The sequence below is a fragment of the Volucribacter psittacicida genome, assembly GCF_004339025.1.
Classification (GTDB): Bacteria; Pseudomonadota; Gammaproteobacteria; order Enterobacterales; family Pasteurellaceae; genus Volucribacter; species Volucribacter psittacicida.
Genome location: NZ_SMFT01000001.1, coordinates 142,564 through 161,082, shown reverse-complemented (window position 1 = coordinate 161,082; position 18,519 = coordinate 142,564). Strand labels below are relative to the sequence as shown.

The window sequence follows — 18,519 nt, the reverse complement described above, 5'->3', positions numbered from 1 at the left end:
CCATGTCAACCTCTACTCCCTATCTCACACTTGTTAATTTATTCTTATTTTTTACCAGTGCTTGTTATCCAGTGATTTGGTTAATCAATAAAACAGCCCCATCATTATCCTATTTACCTTGGGGATTAGGCCTATTATGGTTAATAAAAGGCATAATAACCCGAAAGCAACAAAGTTATTTTGCTTATTTATTCGCAATAATCCTGTTTGTTACTGGTTTAAATAAAACGAATCAAATAATGTATTGGTATCCTGTCATCATAAATGCGTTTATGCTTATTTTATTTGCTGGCAGTTTATTTACCAGCCAATCTTTCGTAGAACGTATTGCAAGATTAAGCACACCTCATCTTAATGCTAAAGGCATCATTTATACTTATCGCGTTACCCTATTATGGTGCTTAATTTTTAGTTTTAATTTATTGATTATCACTTTTTTAATTATGCAAGAAAATTATCAATATTGGGCATATTATACTGGTGTGATTTCCTATGTTATTATAGCCATCGTTATGCTAAGTGAATGGCTCATACGGCAAAGAGTAAAAAAACAACATGAAGAATAAAGCATTTTATGATTATCCAGATGATAAAATTATTGCGTTAAACCCTACTTGGACTTGGCAACAATTTCGTTATCGGAGCTGGCAAATTTATCACCAATTAAAACAAGATAATATTCAATCAGTGGCTTTAATGCTAGAAAATTATGCATTTCAAACTTGTGTAATGTTAGCCTGTTTTAATGCCAATGTTACAATTTTACTTCCCCCTCATTTACTTGATGACAATGTAGAATGGATTGAACAAAATGCACAGCTCTTATTAACCGATGACAATATTAACAACTACGCCATAGAACAATCTGGAGAATCTGAATTAACTTTAATTAATAAATACTCAAAAAGCCAAATTTGGCAAAAAACCTCTGGTAGCACAGGTAAGCCTAAAATTTCTGTCATCAATGCCGAAAAAATGTGGAAAGAAGTAGATTCTATCTATAATGTCTTGAACCTTAAACAAGAATCCCCCCTTCATTTAGTGGCTAGCGTATCCGCACAACATCGTTATGGACTTACTTTTTGTACATTATTGCCATTAAGAATGGGATGGACATTCTCTCATTCACAGCAACATTACCCTGAATTTATGATTGAAGAAAGCCTAAAAGCGTCTTCAAGTATTTGGATAACGAGCCCAACCTTACTCAACAATCTTAATTTAAGTAATCAACAATTACTCAATTGCGGTCTTCATACTATTATTTCAGCAGGCGGCGCATTATCTCCCAATGTTGCCAAACACATTGAAAGTATACTTAATTGTAAAATCATAGAGTTTTATGGTAGTACAGAAACAGGTATCATCGCCTTTAAGCATACAACATCAAATTGGCTTACCGCACCACTAGTGCAAATAGGCATAACAGAAAAAGGGACACTATGGGTTGAGTCCCCTTGGCAAAACCAACGAGAGGAAACAGCTGATGCTATAGAATTCTATAATAATCAACAATTTAACTTATTAGGGCGTATCGATCGTATTGTAAAATTTGGTGATAAACGTATTTCATTAGTACATATTGAACAGAATTTATTATCTCATCCTTGGGTAAAAGATTGTTATATTGCCCAACATCCTATTCATTTTCGCCCAGCGGCTTGGGTTGCTCTTTCTACACAGGCGCAACAAATATTGACGAAATCAGGGAAAAAGCATGTTCAAAAAACATTACGGCAACACTTAGAAAAATCACAAGAAAATATTGCTATTCCCAGATATTGGCGTTTTACACATCAATTACCACGAAATAGTCAAGCAAAAATATCACGTCAAGTTTTTGAGCAGGTCTTTCTAAGTGAAACACAGGACAAGCATTATGAATAATACCATTGTCGTTATTCCTCATTATAATCATTCAGAAACAATTCATAACGTCGTCAAACAAATTACTCATCTAGGATTACCGATTTTAATTGTTGATGATGGCTCAAGTCTTGAACATAAAAACCGTTTACAACGCTTAGCTGGACAACCACAAGTTAGTTTATATTTTTGCCCAAACAATCAAGGCAAAGGGGCAGCCATGAAAATCGGTTTCCAAACTGTTGAAAAATTGGGATATCGCTATGCTATTCAAATTGATGCCGATGGACAACATCAAATTTCCGATATAAGCAAAATGCTGAAGCAAATAGCTTCTACCCCTGATGTATTAATTTGCGGTCACCCAATTTATGGCAATGATGCCCCTAAATCACGTTTATATGGACGAAAAATTACTAACTTTTGGAATGCAATTCACACTCAATCTTTCCAAATTAAAGATGGAATGTGTGGTTTTCGCCTTTATCCACTAGTACATATTATTCCTCTTATTGAACAAGAGTTTATTGGTAATCGTATGGATTTTGACATTGAAATATTAATCAAAGCCTACTGGCGCAATATTCCCATTGTTTGGTTAGATACCCCCATTCGCTACCAAGCAGAGGGAATATCACACTTTAAAATGTGGCGTGATAATTGGCAAATTAGTAAAATGCACACCCGTTTATTTTTTACTATGCTATATCGCTTATTAATAGGAAAAAGAAATGCAAAATAAACATTGGGCAAAACAGAAAGAACGAGGTAATGTTTTAGGCTTAAGTATTATCCGCCTTATCGTCAAATATTGCCCATTTTGGTTAATACGTTTTGTCACATTTAATATTGTTTGTTATTTTTTTCTTACCTCGCCACAAGCCAGAAAAAACATTAAACAATATCAGAAAAACTTAAAACATTACGCTCCTAAAATACAGCTAGGATCTTTTTCTCTATTTAAACAATTTCTTGCTTTTGGTGAATCTATTATTGATCGTTTTGCCATTTGGCAACATCGTATTCCACTAGAACAAATCATTATTGATGATACTGATAATCTTTCTTCTCAAATGAACGGTTCAGGGAGAGGACAATTAATCGTTTGTTCACATTTTGGTAATACAGAAATAAGCCTTTCCTTAATTAATCAAAAACAATATCCCAACTTTAAGCTTAACATTTTAGTACATCATCGCCATGCTAAAATATTTAATCAAATATTAGCAAGTACTGGAGTTAACCAATTACCATTTATTCAAGTAGATAGCCTTGATGCACAAAAAATGTTTGAAATTCATCAACGTATTGAGCGAGGAGAATGGTTAGCCATTGCCGCTGACCGTACGCCTATTAGAGGAGAAAAAACCTTACCCGTTTCATTTTTAGGCGAAAATGCTGAATTTCCCCAAGGGGCTTGGTTGCTTGCTAGTATTCTGAAAGTTCCCATTAATACAGTATTCTGCTTAAAAGAAAATGGCAAATATCGTTTTAAAGTTCGCCGATTTTTACCTGAAATAACAGGAAGTGGTAAACAACGTGAACAACATATTGCTATGGCAATGCAAAAATATGCCGCTCTATTAGCTGAAGAATGTCGCCAAAATCCCTTACTTTGGTTTAATTTTTACGATTTCTGGAATAAAGGTAACAAATGAAAATAAAAAAACATCAATATTGCCGACATCAATCAGAATATGAAATCCCCTTTTTTGATGTGGATTCTATGAATATTATGTGGCATGGTAATTATGTAAAATATTTAGAAATGGCACGCTGTGAATTTCTCGCCGAAATTGGTTATACCTACGATGTTATGCCACAAAAAGGCTATGGCTGGCCAGTGGTACAACTAAATATAAAATATATCAAACCCAGTTTATTTCGGCAAAAAATTCGTGTTGAACTTGCAGTGGTAGAATATGAAAGCTGTTTTCGTGTGGATTATGTTATCTTTGATGCCCAAACGCAGCAAAAATTAACCACTGCCACCACCACTCAAGTGGCCGTTGATATTCATAGCAAAGAAATGCAATTACAAACCCCATTATGCTGGCGTAATGCTATTGAACAACACCCTAGTTTTAAGCCATTAGACACATCAAAGGAAAAACAATGAAAAAAATGCTATGTTTATTACTTTGCCTTATCAGCAATTACAGCTTTGCTCTTACAGAGCATGAATTAATGGCGTTACTACAACAACCTAAAAACCTACAAGGTCAGTTTACTCAACAGCGCTATCTCAATAATCTTTCTCAACCCATGACTACCAGTGGCGAGTTTACCCTTGTTGCCCAACAAGGTTTACTATGGCAAATGGAAAAGCCTTTTAATCATTTATTAAAAGTAACGCCACAAGGTATTATGCAATGGAACGGACAACAATGGATCGCTAACTCACATCTCGCTCAAAAAGAACAAATTAAACTATTCCTTGGCTTACTTTCTGGCGATCTTAGCCCACTAAAATCACAATTTCATTTGCAACTCAGCGGTACGCCCCAACAATGGCAACTTGAACTACAACCTCATACACTTATTATGCAAAAGATATTTAAAAAAATTGAAATTAGCGGAGATCAATATGTCAGAACAATCCGTTTAATTGAACAACAAGGCGATAAAACAGAAATATCCTTTGAACAAATTCAGCGGGATATTCCCTTATCTGAATTTATTCAAAAAAGTTTGTTTTCATCCCAAGGTTAGTGGATAACCATTAACTCCATTATATTTTATTTGAATAGAATAAAGGGATTAAAAAAATAAGCGGTGAATTATTTTCTTTGAAACAGTATAGCCCTTTCAATTTAAACTGAGACAAGTCGGTAAATAGAATATAGTACAAATAGTAGGCAAGACATACTAACACTGTATCATTTTAAAGTATTTCATATCCTGCTTTTTCTGTCGCTCTCTTGTGCTTTCTCGTTTATGAAAGGCAACGTTATCCATAACCAATACATGTTTTCGAGCAATTCAAGTAGCAAAACTTGTTCTACTCATGCCTAAAAAATATCACTATTGATACGGCATTCAAATATGCCAACAACAAAGAGAATATTTTTAAAAAGCCTCTACCACATTGGTTGTATGGCTGTGAAATTGATGCCAAGCATTTTGGCTATTTATTTTAAAGAGTAACCTTCTTCAAGTTTTTTATGACCTTTTTTCTGACATCTAATGAATATGCACGCATAAGGTTATGCCAAATATGATTATTCGATATTCTTAATTCTTTAGCTATACAACCCCCAAAAATTAAGCAATAATAGATTTTTTCATTTTACATCAAGCAGAATCCTATGAATAATTTTAATTTAGAGAAATTACTTAACCAAAAACTTAATGCCGATAAAATCAAAGATTACGCGCCTAATGGATTGCAAATTGAAGGTAAAGCTGAAGTAAAACGTATTATTACTGGGGTAACCGCCTCGCAAGCCTTAATTGATTATGCTATTCAACAACAAGCTGATGCTATATTAGTTCATCATGGTTACTTTTGGAAAAGCGAACCGCTTTGTATTAAAGGTATGAAAGCAAAACGTATTAAAGCGTTATTACAAAATGATATTAATTTATATAGCTATCATTTACCCTTAGATATTCATGAAGAATTAGGAAATAATGCTCAATTAGCCAAAATATTAGGGATTCAGAGATTAAAACCTTTAGAGGATACCCCTTATAGTATTCCAATGTATGGCGAGCTTGATCCTCCAGTGAATACAAAGGATTTTATTACCCGTATTACACAACAATTACAACGTACCCCATTGGTTTGTACTGATAATGCTCCATCTATTATTCGTACGATTGGAATTTGCACTGGCGGGGGGCAAGGTTATATCGATCTTGCCGCCGCACAAGGGCTAGATGCCTATATTACAGGCGAGGTGTCAGAACAAACGATTCACTCAGCCCGAGAGCAAGGGATTAATTTCTTTGCGGCTGGGCATCACGCCACTGAACGTTATGGTATTAAGGCTCTTGGGGAATGGCTTGCGGAAGAATATCAACTTGAGGTAATTTTTAAAGATATTGATAACCCAGCTTAATAAGATTTATTTATAAATCATAGGATTAGGTTATTATCTTAATTTGACTTTAATCAGTGAAATTCGTTATTATACACAAGTGCGGTCAATTTTGACCCACTTTTTTATTAATGACAAATAGAGAGAGGAACACTTATGAGCTCACAATTTGATAAAAAACGTGATGAATTACTTGATGAGATTCGTGATATTTTAGCTAACGCAGAAGAATTATTTGATGACTCATCTAAATCCAGTGCAGCAGAATTAAAAAAACTAAAAAGCTCTCTTAATTCTCGCATTGGCAAAGCTAAAGAACAATTTACAGCGTTGCAAGAAGATGTTGTTGATGGTGCGAAAAAAGTGGCAAAACAAACAGATACTATCGTGCAAGATAATCCTTATAAAGCAATGGGAGTTGCGGGTGTTATCGGTTTATTACTTGGTGTATTAATCAGCAAAAAATAATCTTTGTTTTTAGGTCTTGTTTCAGGCAAGACCTTATCATTTTTCTTGTTAGGAACTATTATGCAAGCAATTCAAAATATTAAAAAAAGTATCAAAAACGTTTTTATGACTAGCCTTGAGCTTCTTCATGTGCGTTTGGAAATGGCTCGCATAGAACTCACTCAACAAAAAGAAAGATTAATTTTTACCCTTATTCTTACGTTCACTAGCTTAATTTTAATGCTAATTGCATTAATGAGCGGACTATTCGGTTTAAATGCGTTGATTATTGATCCACAAAACAAAATTAAAATTTTCTTTGCTATCAGTGCCATTGCGTTATTGATAATATTTTGTCTCGCATTAATGATTATTTATTCATTACGCAAACAACGTCGCTTTATGGCAGAAACCTTAAATGAATTGAAACTAGATATTGTCGCATTAAAAAAACTGGCAAATCGTTCACATTTAGATAATGAGTAAAAGGAAACTATGAAAAATAATCTTAATGAAGAAAAAGAATTACTCATAATGAAAGGCAGTGCCTTGCGTATTCAGCTTGAACGTCAAGCAATAAATACCCATAAAACCTTTTCTTATCCCTTGGAACAAGTAAAAAAAATCAGAGGATCAATGTTGACTCCCTTGGTTTTCGCATTAATTAAACGCCGTTTCTTCACGAAACGTCGCCTTGCTTATTCGTTGCTAGGATTGACTTCTATTTATCTGTTGGCAAAACGTAAATGATCCTTAAGGTCTGATTTGCGTTATTCATTTTTTCGCTTATACTAACGCTTAATTTTTTACACATTAGCTATATTAGGATAACAATATGGGTTTTCTTACAAATAAACGTATTTTAATCACTGGATTAGCGAGTAATCGCTCTATCGCTTATGGTATTGCTAAAGCAATGCAACGTGAAGGTGCTGAATTGGCTTTCACTTATTTAAACGACAAACTTAAGGGACGTGTGGAAGAATTTGCCAAAGAATTTGGTTCAAATATTGTCTTACCATTAGATGTTGCGAGCGATGAAAGCATTGAAACTTGTTTCAATCAACTTGCTCAACATTGGGAAAAATTTGATGGCTTTGTTCATGCCATTGGTTTTGCTCCCGCTGATCAGTTAGAAGGCGATTATGTGAATGCAGCTACTCGTGAAGGTTTCCGCATTGCTCACGATATTAGTGCTTATAGTTTTGTTGCTATGGCGAGAGTGGCTCGTCCAATGTTAAATGAAGGGGCAGCATTATTGACCCTATCCTATCTGGGAGCAGAAAGAGCTATTCCAAACTATAATGTGATGTGTCTAGCTAAGGCTTCTTTGGAAGCAGGAACTCGTGTTATGGCTGCGGATATGGGTAAACAAGGTATTCGTGTTAATGCCATTTCTGCGGGGCCAATCCGTACCCTTGCCGCTTCTGGTATTAAAGACTTCAAGAAAATGCTATCAACCTTTGAAAAAACTGCCCCATTAGGACGTTGTGTTACCATTGATGATGTAGGTAATACCGCTGCGTTCTTATGTTCTGATTTATCTGCGGGCATTACAGGCGAAGTTGTCCATGTTGATGCCGGTTTTAGCATTACTGCAATGTCAAATTTAGACTAACCATAGCATTTAATTTCATAACACCATAAATTGAGAATAGTTTTGTCGTCATCACAACCTAAACTGACGAAAACTATTCTCTTACTTTATTATTCAAAAATGAAAACATATTATGTTGCAAAATAATCCTCTATTAGCCCAACTTAAACAACAAATTCAAGCCAATAAAACCTTTGTCGAAGGAAGTGTAAAAGCCACTGACAAATCCTATGGCTTTTTAGAAACCGATAAAAAAAGCTATTTTATCCCGCCGAATGCGATGAAAAAATTGATGCACGGCGACAAAATTAAAGCCGCAATCGAAACCGTTAATGATAAAGAGCAAGCAGAGCCAGAAGCATTAATTGAGCCTATGCTAACTCGCTTTATTGCTCAAGTGCATATCAATAAAGATAACAAAATGCAATTAAAAGTGGATCACCCCAATATAAAACCTTTAATTGCCTGTCATAAAATTAAATCAGTCAATGAAAAACTGATTGAAGGAGATTGGGTTGTCGCTAGATTAAAAACTCACCCTTTACGCGATGATCGTTTTTTCTTTGCTCAAATCGAACAATTTATTTGTCATCATGATGATCACTTTGCCCCTTGGTGGGTCACGCTTGCACGCCACGAACAATCTCGCTATCCTGTGAATGGACAAGCTGAATACCCAGAAATTGAACAATATTCTCGCCAAGATCTGACCGCACTTCATTTTGTTACCATTGATAGTGAAAGCACCCAAGATATGGACGATGCGTTATATATCGAACCTATCCAACAAAATGGCGAACAAATTGGTTGGAAATTAGTGGTCGCGATTGCCGATCCTACCGCCTATATTCCCCTTGACTCACAAATTGAACAAGATGCGAAACAAAGTTGCTTTACCAATTACCTACCGGGATTTAATATCCCAATGCTACCACGAGAACTGGCTGACAACCTTTGCTCCCTCGTACCGCAACAAAATCGCCACGCTTTAGTTTGTTATATTCATACTGATTTACAAGGCAATCTCAATGCTGAGCCTGAGTTTACTTGTGCAATAGTACAATCTAAAGCCAAATTGGTGTATGACAAGGTCTCAGATTATTTAGAAAACCAACCTAATCATTGGCAACCCGAAGATGAAAGTACTCGCCAACAAATTGATTGGCTGCATCAATTTACCCTTGCTCGTACCCAATGGCGTCAACAAAATGCCCTACTTTTTAAAGAAAAACCTGATTACAGCTTTGTCTTAGAAGAAAATGGCAAAATCAAACAAATTAAAGCCCAATATCGCCGCATTGCTAATCAAATCGTGGAAGAATGTATGATTATTGCCAATATCTGTGCCGCCCAATATCTCAACGAAAAGGCAAAATGTGGTATTTTCAATACGCATAGTGGTTTTGACAAAAAATATCTTCAACAAGTACAACAATTTCTTGTCAGCCAACTTGCTAACGAACATAACCAAGAGGAACTTAACCAACGCTACTCAGCGGAAAATTTAACCAGCTTATCGGGTTATTGCCGTATGCGACAAGATATTGAGCCTTTAGCCAGCGACTATTTAGAATATCGCCTACGCCGTTTTTTAACTTTTGCGGAATTTAAAAGCGAAAACGCACCGCACTTCGGCTTAGGACTAACAGGATACGCCACTTGGACATCGCCAATCCGCAAATATTCGGATATGGTTAATCACCGTCTTATCAAAGCCTGCATCCACCAACAGCCTTGTAGCCAGCCCGATGACAGCATTCTACAACGTTTACAAGAAGCACGCCGACAAAACCGCTTAGTAGAAAGAGATATCGCCGACTGGTTATATAGCCTTTATTTCGCTGACAAAGTTGAGGAACAAAAAACTTATTCTGCCGAAATTATTGATATTAGTCGTGGCGGTTTACGGGTATTACTCACGGACAACGGTGCAACTGTTTTTGTTCCCGCTTCAACAATTCACGATAATAAAGAAGAGATTTCTATTAATAATGAGGAAATTGCTTTTTATGTTCAAGATCAACAACGCTACAAATTAGCAGATAAAATTCATATAAAATTGCTTGAAGTAAAACCTGAAACACGCAGTATTATCGGAAAAATTGTTGATGAATAGTCATAATTTTCTTGTGATTTAACAAAAATCGCCCTAGATAGGGCGATTTTTTTATAAGTAATGTGGTGTAATGGACAAAAGTGTGGGTTCTAATTATTTTTATGTCATTTTACTGGCTATTTTTGCTCAAAAAATCCTTTATAAACATAGTATTATGCTTTACACACATAAAGCAACCTATCGGTTTAACCAGACATTATTATACGATATTCTTTTATATAGCTATATTATGGATACCACTTTCTTTAAGCGAAACTTTGGTATTTTATAGTCATTCCATTTTAACGCGTGCCAACACCTATTTTTAAATGAAAGGACTATATAACCACCTAAATCCCAAAATTAAGAGAATACTATAACCTGCCGCAAGGACATCATCGATCATTATGCCGAAACCATTATGTAATTTTTGATCGAAGTAACGGATAGGATAGGGTTTGAGAATATCAAATAAGCGAAATAAAACGAATGCCACTAAACACCATTGCCAGCTAAGGTTAGGTATTGCAAGTAGGACGCAAAAAATGCCGACAAATTCGTCCCAGACAATGGAACCATGATCATGTACGCCCATATCTTTCGCTGTTTTGCCACAAAAATAACAACCAAGTACAAAACTGAGTAAAGTAAATAACAAAAAACCAGCAGGGGAAAAGAAATGCAGTAATAGGACTCCTAATAATAATCCAGCTAAGGTTCCCCAAGTTCCCGGTGCGGGGGTAAGCAATCCTGATCCAAAGCCTATTGCACAAAAATGAATGGGATTGGTTAAATGAAGTCCAGTTAAATTTTTTGCCATTATTCTTCCTTATTTAAAATGGTCAAAGGCGGTTGTTAAGGCTAAATCTATTGGCTTGCCACCTTTGGTATAATGAATCGTTGGTTTTCCATGATGAATTTGCCCAATACAAGTCAAAGGCACGCCAATATGATTGAACAGTTTCGTTAATTTTGTACGATGATTTTCTGCCACTGTGAAACAAAGTTCATAGTCCTCTCCTCCTGTGAGGGCATATTGTTGTGCTTTTTCTAATCCCACTTGATTTAATAAAGATTGTGAGAGAGGTAAATACGTTAATTCTATCTGCGCACAACATTGGCTGCGTTGCAAAATATGCATTAAATCCCCCGCTAAGCCATCGGAAAGATCAATGGCTGAATTAGCTAATTGTGATAGTGCTAACTCTAATCCTAATAATACGCGTGGGGTTGGGCGTAAATGGCGTTGAATTAAAAATTCTTGTTCAAAATTGACCGCCCTTTTTTCTTGTTGAGATTGCTGTAATAATGCTAAGCCAGCGGCACTATCGCCTAAGCTACCTGACACATAAATCCAATCCCCTGCTTTTGCGCCATGTCGGCATAATGCTCGCCCTTTTGCCACTAAACCATGTGCAGTAATCGTTAAAGATAAAGGGCCTTTGGTGGTATCGCCACCAATTAAATCAATATTGTAATGATCCAATACTTGAAAAAACGATTGGCTAAATTGGGCTAACCATTGTTCATCTAATTTCGGTAAAGTTAATGCTAAAGAAACCCAAGTAGGTTCTGCTCCCATGGCGGCGAGATCACTTAAATTGACGGCTAAGGCTTTATAGGCTAAATCTTGTGGCGCAATATCGGCAAAGAAATGAATATTTTCAACTAAAGTATCTGTCGTAATCACTAAGGATTGATGAGGAGGAATGTTGGTGATCGCACAATCATCCCCCACTGAAAGTAATACATCTTTACGTTGAGGACGTGTTGAGGCAGTAAAATAACGCTGAATAAGATCAAATTCTCCTGTCATTTACCACCTCAAATGTTATTTACGCGATAATACGGGAGCAATTTTATCCAATACACCATTAATATATTTGTGGCTTTCCTCTGCTCCAAAGGATTTCGCCAGTTCAATAGCCTCATTAATTACCACTTTATAAGGCACATCTAAGGCATATTTCAATTCATAAACCGCTAAACGTAAAATGGATTTTTCAATAGGATCTAATTCTTCAAAATCACGTTTATCTAAATAAGGTTTAATTTGTTCATCAACGGGGTCAATAAATTGTACCGTTTGGCGAAATAATTGACGAAAATAAGGCTTATCTGCCCCTTTTAGCACCTCTTCATCACTGAAAAATGCTAACTCAATATCCTCCGCTGGATTTTGTGAAATTTGCCAAGAATATAAGGCTTGTAAAGCACATTCACGCGCTCTATGGCGTGGCGAGATCTTTTTTTGTTTTAGGCTCATATTATGCGGTTTTAATTTGTTCAAGTAAGTTTACCACTTCCAAAGCAACCAATGCTGCCTCAGCCCCTTTATTGCCCGCTTTTGTGCCAGCTCGTTCAATGGCTTGCTCAATATTTTCTGTGGTCAATACACCAAAGGCGACTGGAATATCCGCTTGCATTGCCACTTGACCTAAACCACTACTTGCTTCTCCAGCCACATATTCAAAATGTGCTGTACCGCCACGAATAACCGTTCCTAATGCAACAATCGCATCATATTGTTTACTTTCTGCCAAACGGCGAGCCACAAGAGGTAATTCATAAGCCCCAGGCACACGCACTAACGTAATATTTTCATCTTTCACTTGACCTATACGTTTTAATGCGTCCACTGCCCCTTCTAATAAACTTTCATTAATAAAACTATTGAAACGTGCAATAACAATCGCAATGCGTGCATTAGGTGCGGCAACCGCGCCTTCTAATATTTTCATATTTTTTCCTAATAACTGTAAGTTGATCAAAATTCGCGACAAATTCTAGCATAAAATAAATGGAATTTCATTGTTTGCTTATTGCTATCTTTTTGCCAATAAAAAAGTAAAGAGGATCATTTTTGTCAAATTCATAAACAAAACGAAACAAAAACAAACCGCACTTCCCTCTCCTAAATCACATTGACTAAAATCGTTTCGTCCCCAGCTTGCGGCATTAATTTCCCTACTGCAATTAACTCAATACCCGCTTGTTGAGCAACTTCAAATACCTCAGACTCAGCCTCAGGTTTTACAGCGATTAATAAGCCACCAGAGGTTTGCGGATCACATAAAATGGCTTTTTGCTGGTGCGATAAGGCACTGACTTTATGTCCATAACTGGCAAAATTACGCTCAGTTCCTCCCGGAATACAACCTTTTTCAATATAATCAAGCGCACCCGCCAAAGTTTTAATCTGTTGGAATTGCACTTCAGCTTGTAAATGCGAGCCTTCACACATTTCAACTAAATGCCCTAATAAACCAAATCCCGTCACATCGGTCATAGCGGTAACGCCCTCAATATCTGCGAATTTCGCCCCAATCATATTCATTTGGCACATCGTTTCGGTAGCAAGATGTTTATGGGCCTCTTTTAATTTCCCTTTTTTCTCCGCAGTGGTTAAAATCCCTATGCCCAAAGGCTTGGTTAAATACAAATGGCAACCTGCTTGTGCTGATGCATTCTTTTTCACTTTATGCGTATCAATCACCCCCGTTACCGCCAAACCAAAAATAGGTTCTGGTGCATCAATAGAATGACCGCCAGCTAAGCTAATGCCTGCTTGATGACAAGCAAAACGCCCGCCATCAACAATACGTTGAGCGACCTCGGCAGGTAATAATTTAATGGGAAAACCTAAAATCGCAATGGCCATAATTGGCTTTCCTCCCATCGCAAAAATATCACTAATGGCATTGGTCGCCGCTATACGCCCAAAATTAAAGGCATCATCAACAATCGGCATAAAAAAATCTGTCGTACTAATAATCGCCGTACCATTACCAAGATCATAAACCGCCGCATCATCTTTCGTTTCATTTCCCACCAATAAATTTGGATCAATAAACTTATCCAAATGGCTATGTAAAATGGTTTCCAATACCTTTGGCGATATTTTACAACCGCAACCCGCACCATGACTATATTGCGTTAATCGGACCAAATCTGTTACCGTAGAATTTAATTCTTGGGCTAATTCTTGTTGTTCGTTCATTTCCGCCTCCTATTTTGCTGATATATTGTCCTTTCAATTTAAAAGGGGCAACTGTGATCTAGTTTACAGCTTATGCTTTTCTTAGCCAACAGATATAAAAAAACGGTGAAAATTCACCGTTTTAGCTCAAAGAAAAATTTACTCAACCACTAAGGTACGGCAGGTATTGGTTCCACCAACCGCTAATTCATCACCCTGTGTTAAAAGCACAAGATCCCCCGCCACTAAAAATCCTTTATCTTTTAGGATTTGTACCGCTGCCTTAGCACCTTCTACAGTACGGCTAATTTCATCGCAGTAAACTGGCGTTACCCCACGATATAAAGCACATTGATTTAAGGCATCTTGGTTACGAGATAAAGCAAAAATCGGCAAGCCAGAACTGATTCTTGACATTAAACGAGCAGTTTGTCCTGAACTTGTCATCGCAATAATGGCTGCCACGCCTTCCATATGGTTAGCCGCATACATTGCCGACATCGCCACAGATTCTTCAATAGAAGTAAATTTAACGTCCATACGATGGCGAGAAATATTAATGCTAGGCATTTTCTCAGCCCCTAAACAAACTCGTGCCATCGCCGCAACGGTTTCCGCAGGATATTGACCTGCTGCGGTTTCTGCTGAAAGCATTACCGCATCGGTTCCATCTAACACTGCATTAGCAACGTCCATCACTTCTGCACGTGTTGGCATAGGATTACTGATCATACTTTCCATCATTTGCGTTGCGGTAATCACAACACGATTTAACTTGCGTGAACGGCGAATAAGTTTTTTCTGTACGCCCACTAATTCAGGATCACCAATCTCAACCCCTAAATCACCACGAGCCACCATAATCACATCAGATGCGAGAATAATATCGTCCATAGCTTCATCAGTGGCTACCGCTTCAGCACGCTCTACTTTTGCCACAATCTTCGCTTTCAAACCAGCCGCTTCCGCTAATTCACGAGCATAATTTAAATCGGCACTTGAACGAGGGAAAGACACCGCAAGATAATCCACCCCAATTTTTGCTGCGGTTTTAATATCTTCTTTATCTTTTTCCGTTAAGGCATCAGCGGATAATCCCCCACCTAATTTATTAATACCTTTATTATTTGATAAAGGACCACCAACGGTTACCTCAGTAAAGACTTTACTCCCTTCGGTAGATAAGACTTTTAATTGCACACGTCCATCATCTAATAAAAGAATATCGCCCGGTACCACATCTTGAGGTAAGGTTTTATAATCTAAACCAACCGCTTCTTGTGTACCTTCTCCTTTTGGTAAATCCGCATCAAGCACAAATTTATCACCAATATTTAAGAAAATTTTGCCATCTTTAAAGGTAGAAACACGAATTTTAGGCCCTTGCAAATCCCCTAAAATCGCCACATGACGACCTAATTTTTTGGCAATTTCACGCACTTTCTCCGCACGCTCAATATGATCTTCTGGTGAACCATGAGAAAAGTTCATACGAACCACATTTGCCCCAGCGGCAATAATTTTTTCTAAATTATTACCACGATCCGTTGCCGGCCCCATTGTACATACAATTTTCGTTCTTCTTAGTCTTCTAGACATGAAATACTCCGTAAATATTTAATCAAATCTGATACATTAATCTTATAAAAAGACGTCATAGCCCAGGAATTATACAAAACATTATCGCTAAGCTAGAAAAAAGTTTGGCTATTATACGCTTAAATCAAAATTAGATCGAGATCACATTTTGTAATTTTATAATCGTTTCAATTTTAAATAAGACAAAGCATACTAGTCCTGTATCATTTTAAAGTAAGACAACTATAACAATATTTATCCTGAAATATTTATTGGTATAATCTGTAGTATCACAATCTTATGTTAAGGAAAACCAACATGAAAATTCTTATTATGCGTCATGGTGAGGCGGAGATGATTGCCAAAAGTGATCAGCAACGTCCTTTAACCGCATTTGGTCAGCAACAATCTTTTCAGCAAGCAAACAAACTGATTAAGGCGGATATTTTTCCTCAATATGTGCTAGTTAGCCCTTATTTACGGGCTCAGCAAACTTTTCAGCAGGTAGAAAAAGCCTTTGGTTGTCAGTTAAATATGGAAACTTGGCAAGGGCTTACACCTTATGGCGATGAGAGATTAGTCAAGGATTATCTCGGCGTACTAGAACAGCAAGGGATCACAACTGTATTAATTATTTCTCATTTACCCTTAGTGGGGAATATTGTGAATGAATTTTGTCCTTCTGATTTTATCAGTTTTTATCCTGCGACCATTGTAGAAATAGAATGGAATAAATCTCAGAGTGACATCATTAATCTTTATCCATCTATAAAAGAATAAGGGTTATAATCCCTGTAAAATGGCTTTTTCAAACAGATCATAATCTACCAGAAAGGCATCGTGACCATAATCAGAGGAAAACTCATAGTAATTAAGATTGATACCGCTTTGTTCTAGCAAGGCTTTTGTTTTATGTAAATCATTTAATTTAAATAATTGATCATTTGCTACGGCCACTAAGGTATAGCGTGCTTTTATGCGAGCTAAGGCTTGCTTGCTATCGGCATAACCTAAAGCGGGATCATAAAGGTCTAAGGCACGCAATAAATAGAGATAACTGTTAGCATCAAAACGGGTTAAGAATTTTTTTCCTTGATAGCTTAGATAAGATTCTACTTGAAAATAATCCCCCCAAAACTCACCATCATTTTTTGTGGCACGCCCAAAGGCTTTGGCTAATTGCAAATCGGTGCGATAAGTCAACATGCCCAACATACGAGCGGTAGCTAATCCTTGGTTTGGGGGCGTTTTGTCATAATAATCGCCATGATAAAAATGGGGATCATTAATAATGGCTTGTCGCATAATATGATTAAAACCAATGGCTTCTGCACTTAAGGTTAATGAGGAACAAAGATTAATCACATTATCCATAAAATCAGGATAATCAATCGCCCATTGATTTGCCTGCATTCCGCCAAAAGATCCGCCGATTACTGCGTGTAAATGCTCAATATTGAGATGTTCTAATAATGCTTTTTGTACTTTAACAATATCCTGTACGGTAATAGCTGGAAAGCGGCTACCATAGGGTTGTTGGGTTTGCGGATCTAACGAAGCTGGGCCTGTTGTGCCTTTGCAGCCACCTAATACATTAGAACAAATGAAAAAATATCGATTGGTATCCAACGCCAAGCCAGCACCAATGAATTGTTGCCACCAGCCTGTTTGTTGTGCCGAGTCAAAATAAGGTTCGGCATCGCCTGTTAAGGCGTGGCAAATTAGTATGACATTATCCTTGTTTGGACTTAATTGCCCATAAGTTTGATAAGCCACGTCAATTTGGCTAAGTTGCCCACCGAGTTTAAGTTGCAATACATGATCGGTAAAAACCTTTGCTTTTTTTAGCTGATTCATTGCATTCCTTGTGATATTTTCATTTTGGCGTATAAACTACCTTTAGCTGATCCGCTTGTCAAGGATTTTTAGCCGTCTAAACTTCTAGATAGTCAAACATCTATACGGCTTAATTTTCAGTTGAAATCTCTCTTTATTTTCTCTATGCTAGGGTTTCTCGTAGCTGATTGATTATTGATCTTGTGTCCTTTTTTATATGACAAAACCGCAAAAGCCAGCAACCCCTTGTTTATCTCAAGTCTCTCATCAAACAACAAAAATAAGATTGATGAACACTTGGCTTGTGGCAAAAATAAAGCGGTTTTGTGTGCTTATGTTGGCGTTATTATCATTATGTTTTGCCTTATTAATCCTTGTGGATCAAGCCATTAGTTTTTATGTGCGTAAACAGATTTATCAAGATATATCAAGTTTGCCCTATCGTCCTTATGGCGTAGTGTTAGGCACTGCAAAATATGTGGCCAAAAATACGCCCAATCTTTTTTATCATTATCGTTTACAAGCCGCCGAGCAACTCTTTAAACAGCATAAAGTAGATTATCTTTTACTGAGTGGCGATAATCGTACTTTACAATATAATGAACCTCGTACCATGTATCGAGATTTACGCCAAATGGGCATACCTGCAGAATTTTTGTATATGGATTTTGCTGGATTTCGGACACTAGATTCGATTATCCGAGCGGATCAAGTGTTCAAGGCACATTCCATTACCATTATTACGCAAAAATTCCATTGTGAACGTGCATTATTTATTGCCAAATATCATCATATTGATGCCATTTGTTTTGCGGCGGATTATCCTGATAGCTATAGTCTTGTCAGAGTGCGAGAATTTTTTGCTCGTTTATTAGCCTTATGGGATTTATTCACCAAAAAAGAACCGCACTTTTTAGGCGAGGTTGAACCACTACCGCCCCCCATTTCAAGATAATCTTGGTTATTCTTCTCGTCCTTTCTATTGGCAAGGCGTACCAACGCTGTATCATTTTAAAGTGAGACGACTATATTACCCCAATTTAAGTAATATCAAGATAAACTATTGTCCTTAACCGTG

General features: G+C 36.9%; 21 protein-coding genes. 14 read left to right on the top strand and 7 right to left on the bottom strand.

The window, feature by feature from the left end; translation table 11 throughout:
- The first annotated feature begins 2 nt into the window (after positions 1–2).
- The 12 genes from EV694_RS00735 to rnb all read left to right on the top strand — a co-directional run bounded on the left by EV694_RS00735 (position 3) and on the right by rnb (position 10,069).
- Positions 3–566 carry a COG4648 family protein gene (locus tag EV694_RS00735; protein ID WP_132687867.1) on the top strand — a complete coding sequence of 188 codons (564 nt, stop codon included), beginning with the start codon at positions 3–5 and terminating at the stop codon, positions 564–566.
- The gene (locus EV694_RS00730; RefSeq protein ID WP_132687864.1) at positions 556–1,887 is read left to right on the top strand and encodes an AMP-binding protein; all 1,332 of its coding nucleotides are present in this window, start codon (positions 556–558) and stop codon (positions 1,885–1,887) included. Before EV694_RS00735 ends, EV694_RS00730 begins: the two co-directional genes overlap by 11 nt.
- Positions 1,880–2,608 (top strand): glycosyltransferase family 2 protein, encoded by a 729-nt coding sequence (locus tag EV694_RS00725; RefSeq protein WP_132687860.1) that lies wholly within the window; start codon positions 1,880–1,882, stop codon positions 2,606–2,608. Before EV694_RS00730 ends, EV694_RS00725 begins: the two co-directional genes overlap by 8 nt.
- Positions 2,598–3,524, top strand: a complete 927-nt coding sequence (locus EV694_RS00720) for an LpxL/LpxP family acyltransferase (protein ID WP_132687857.1) — start codon at positions 2,598–2,600, stop codon at positions 3,522–3,524. The genes EV694_RS00725 and EV694_RS00720 overlap by 11 nt, the downstream gene beginning before the upstream one ends.
- Before the next feature lie 2 nt (positions 3,525–3,526).
- Positions 3,527–3,985 carry an acyl-CoA thioesterase gene (locus EV694_RS00715; RefSeq protein WP_207859779.1) on the top strand — a complete coding sequence of 153 codons (459 nt, stop codon included), beginning with the start codon at positions 3,527–3,529 and terminating at the stop codon, positions 3,983–3,985.
- Positions 3,982–4,578: a LolA family protein gene (locus tag EV694_RS00710; RefSeq protein WP_132687851.1), complete on the top strand. Its 597-nt coding sequence runs from the start codon at positions 3,982–3,984 to the stop codon at positions 4,576–4,578. Before EV694_RS00715 ends, EV694_RS00710 begins: the two co-directional genes overlap by 4 nt.
- A 596-nt stretch (positions 4,579–5,174) precedes the next feature.
- Positions 5,175–5,930 (top strand): Nif3-like dinuclear metal center hexameric protein, encoded by a 756-nt coding sequence (locus tag EV694_RS00705; RefSeq protein WP_132687848.1) that lies wholly within the window; start codon positions 5,175–5,177, stop codon positions 5,928–5,930.
- Positions 5,931–6,065: 135 nt separating this feature from the next.
- Positions 6,066–6,377 (top strand): ElaB/YgaM/YqjD family protein, encoded by a 312-nt coding sequence (locus EV694_RS00700; protein WP_132687845.1) that lies wholly within the window; start codon positions 6,066–6,068, stop codon positions 6,375–6,377.
- 60 nt (positions 6,378–6,437) lie between these two features.
- On the top strand, positions 6,438–6,842 hold the full coding sequence (locus EV694_RS00695; RefSeq protein ID WP_132687842.1) for a phage holin family protein: 405 nt from the start codon (positions 6,438–6,440) through the stop codon (positions 6,840–6,842).
- 9 nt (positions 6,843–6,851) lie between these two features.
- Entirely contained in the window at positions 6,852–7,106 is a 255-nt protein-coding gene (locus EV694_RS00690; RefSeq protein WP_132687839.1) for a hypothetical protein, read from the top strand.
- A gap of 85 nt (positions 7,107–7,191) precedes the next feature.
- Positions 7,192–7,974, top strand: a complete 783-nt coding sequence (locus EV694_RS00685) for an enoyl-ACP reductase FabI (RefSeq protein ID WP_132687837.1) — start codon at positions 7,192–7,194, stop codon at positions 7,972–7,974.
- A gap of 112 nt (positions 7,975–8,086) precedes the next feature.
- Positions 8,087–10,069 carry an exoribonuclease II gene (gene rnb / locus EV694_RS00680; protein ID WP_132687834.1) on the top strand — a complete coding sequence of 661 codons (1,983 nt, stop codon included), beginning with the start codon at positions 8,087–8,089 and terminating at the stop codon, positions 10,067–10,069.
- Positions 10,070–10,373: 304 nt separating this feature from the next.
- Here the strand turns inward: rnb and EV694_RS00675 are convergent, their stop codons facing one another.
- The 6 genes from EV694_RS00675 to pyk form a co-directional block, all read right to left on the bottom strand.
- Positions 10,374–10,868 carry a phosphatidylglycerophosphatase A family protein gene (locus EV694_RS00675; protein ID WP_132687831.1) on the bottom strand — a complete coding sequence of 165 codons (495 nt, stop codon included), beginning with the start codon at positions 10,866–10,868 and terminating at the stop codon, positions 10,374–10,376.
- Between the two features lie 9 nt (positions 10,869–10,877).
- Positions 10,878–11,864: a thiamine-phosphate kinase gene (gene thiL, locus EV694_RS00670; protein WP_132687828.1), complete on the bottom strand. Its 987-nt coding sequence runs from the start codon at positions 11,862–11,864 to the stop codon at positions 10,878–10,880.
- A gap of 15 nt (positions 11,865–11,879) precedes the next feature.
- Complete coding sequence (gene nusB / locus EV694_RS00665) at positions 11,880–12,314, bottom strand: transcription antitermination factor NusB (RefSeq protein WP_132687826.1); 435 nt, start codon at positions 12,312–12,314, stop codon at positions 11,880–11,882.
- Position 12,315: 1 nt separating this feature from the next.
- A complete protein-coding gene (gene ribH / locus EV694_RS00660) occupies positions 12,316–12,789 on the bottom strand; it encodes a 6,7-dimethyl-8-ribityllumazine synthase (RefSeq protein WP_132687823.1) in 474 nt (157 codons plus the stop codon).
- Positions 12,790–12,962: 173 nt separating this feature from the next.
- A complete protein-coding gene (gene selD, locus EV694_RS00655) occupies positions 12,963–14,048 on the bottom strand; it encodes a selenide, water dikinase SelD (protein WP_132687820.1) in 1,086 nt (361 codons plus the stop codon).
- 138 nt (positions 14,049–14,186) lie between these two features.
- Entirely contained in the window at positions 14,187–15,626 is a 1,440-nt protein-coding gene (gene pyk, locus EV694_RS00650) for a pyruvate kinase (protein WP_132687817.1), read from the bottom strand.
- 297 nt (positions 15,627–15,923) lie between these two features.
- Between pyk and sixA the strand changes: the two genes are divergently transcribed.
- Positions 15,924–16,385, top strand: coding sequence for a phosphohistidine phosphatase SixA (gene sixA / locus EV694_RS00645; protein WP_132687814.1), 462 nt, complete (start codon positions 15,924–15,926; stop codon positions 16,383–16,385).
- A 3-nt stretch (positions 16,386–16,388) separates the two neighbouring features.
- Here sixA and metX read toward each other — a convergent pair whose 3' ends face one another.
- Complete coding sequence (gene metX / locus EV694_RS00640) at positions 16,389–17,462, bottom strand: homoserine O-acetyltransferase MetX (protein WP_132687811.1); 1,074 nt, start codon at positions 17,460–17,462, stop codon at positions 16,389–16,391.
- Between the two features lie 313 nt (positions 17,463–17,775).
- Here metX and EV694_RS00635 point away from each other — a divergent pair, with 313 nt between their 5' ends.
- Complete coding sequence (locus EV694_RS00635) at positions 17,776–18,396, top strand: SanA/YdcF family protein (RefSeq protein WP_243645962.1); 621 nt, start codon at positions 17,776–17,778, stop codon at positions 18,394–18,396.
- Positions 18,397–18,519 lie beyond the last annotated feature (123 nt).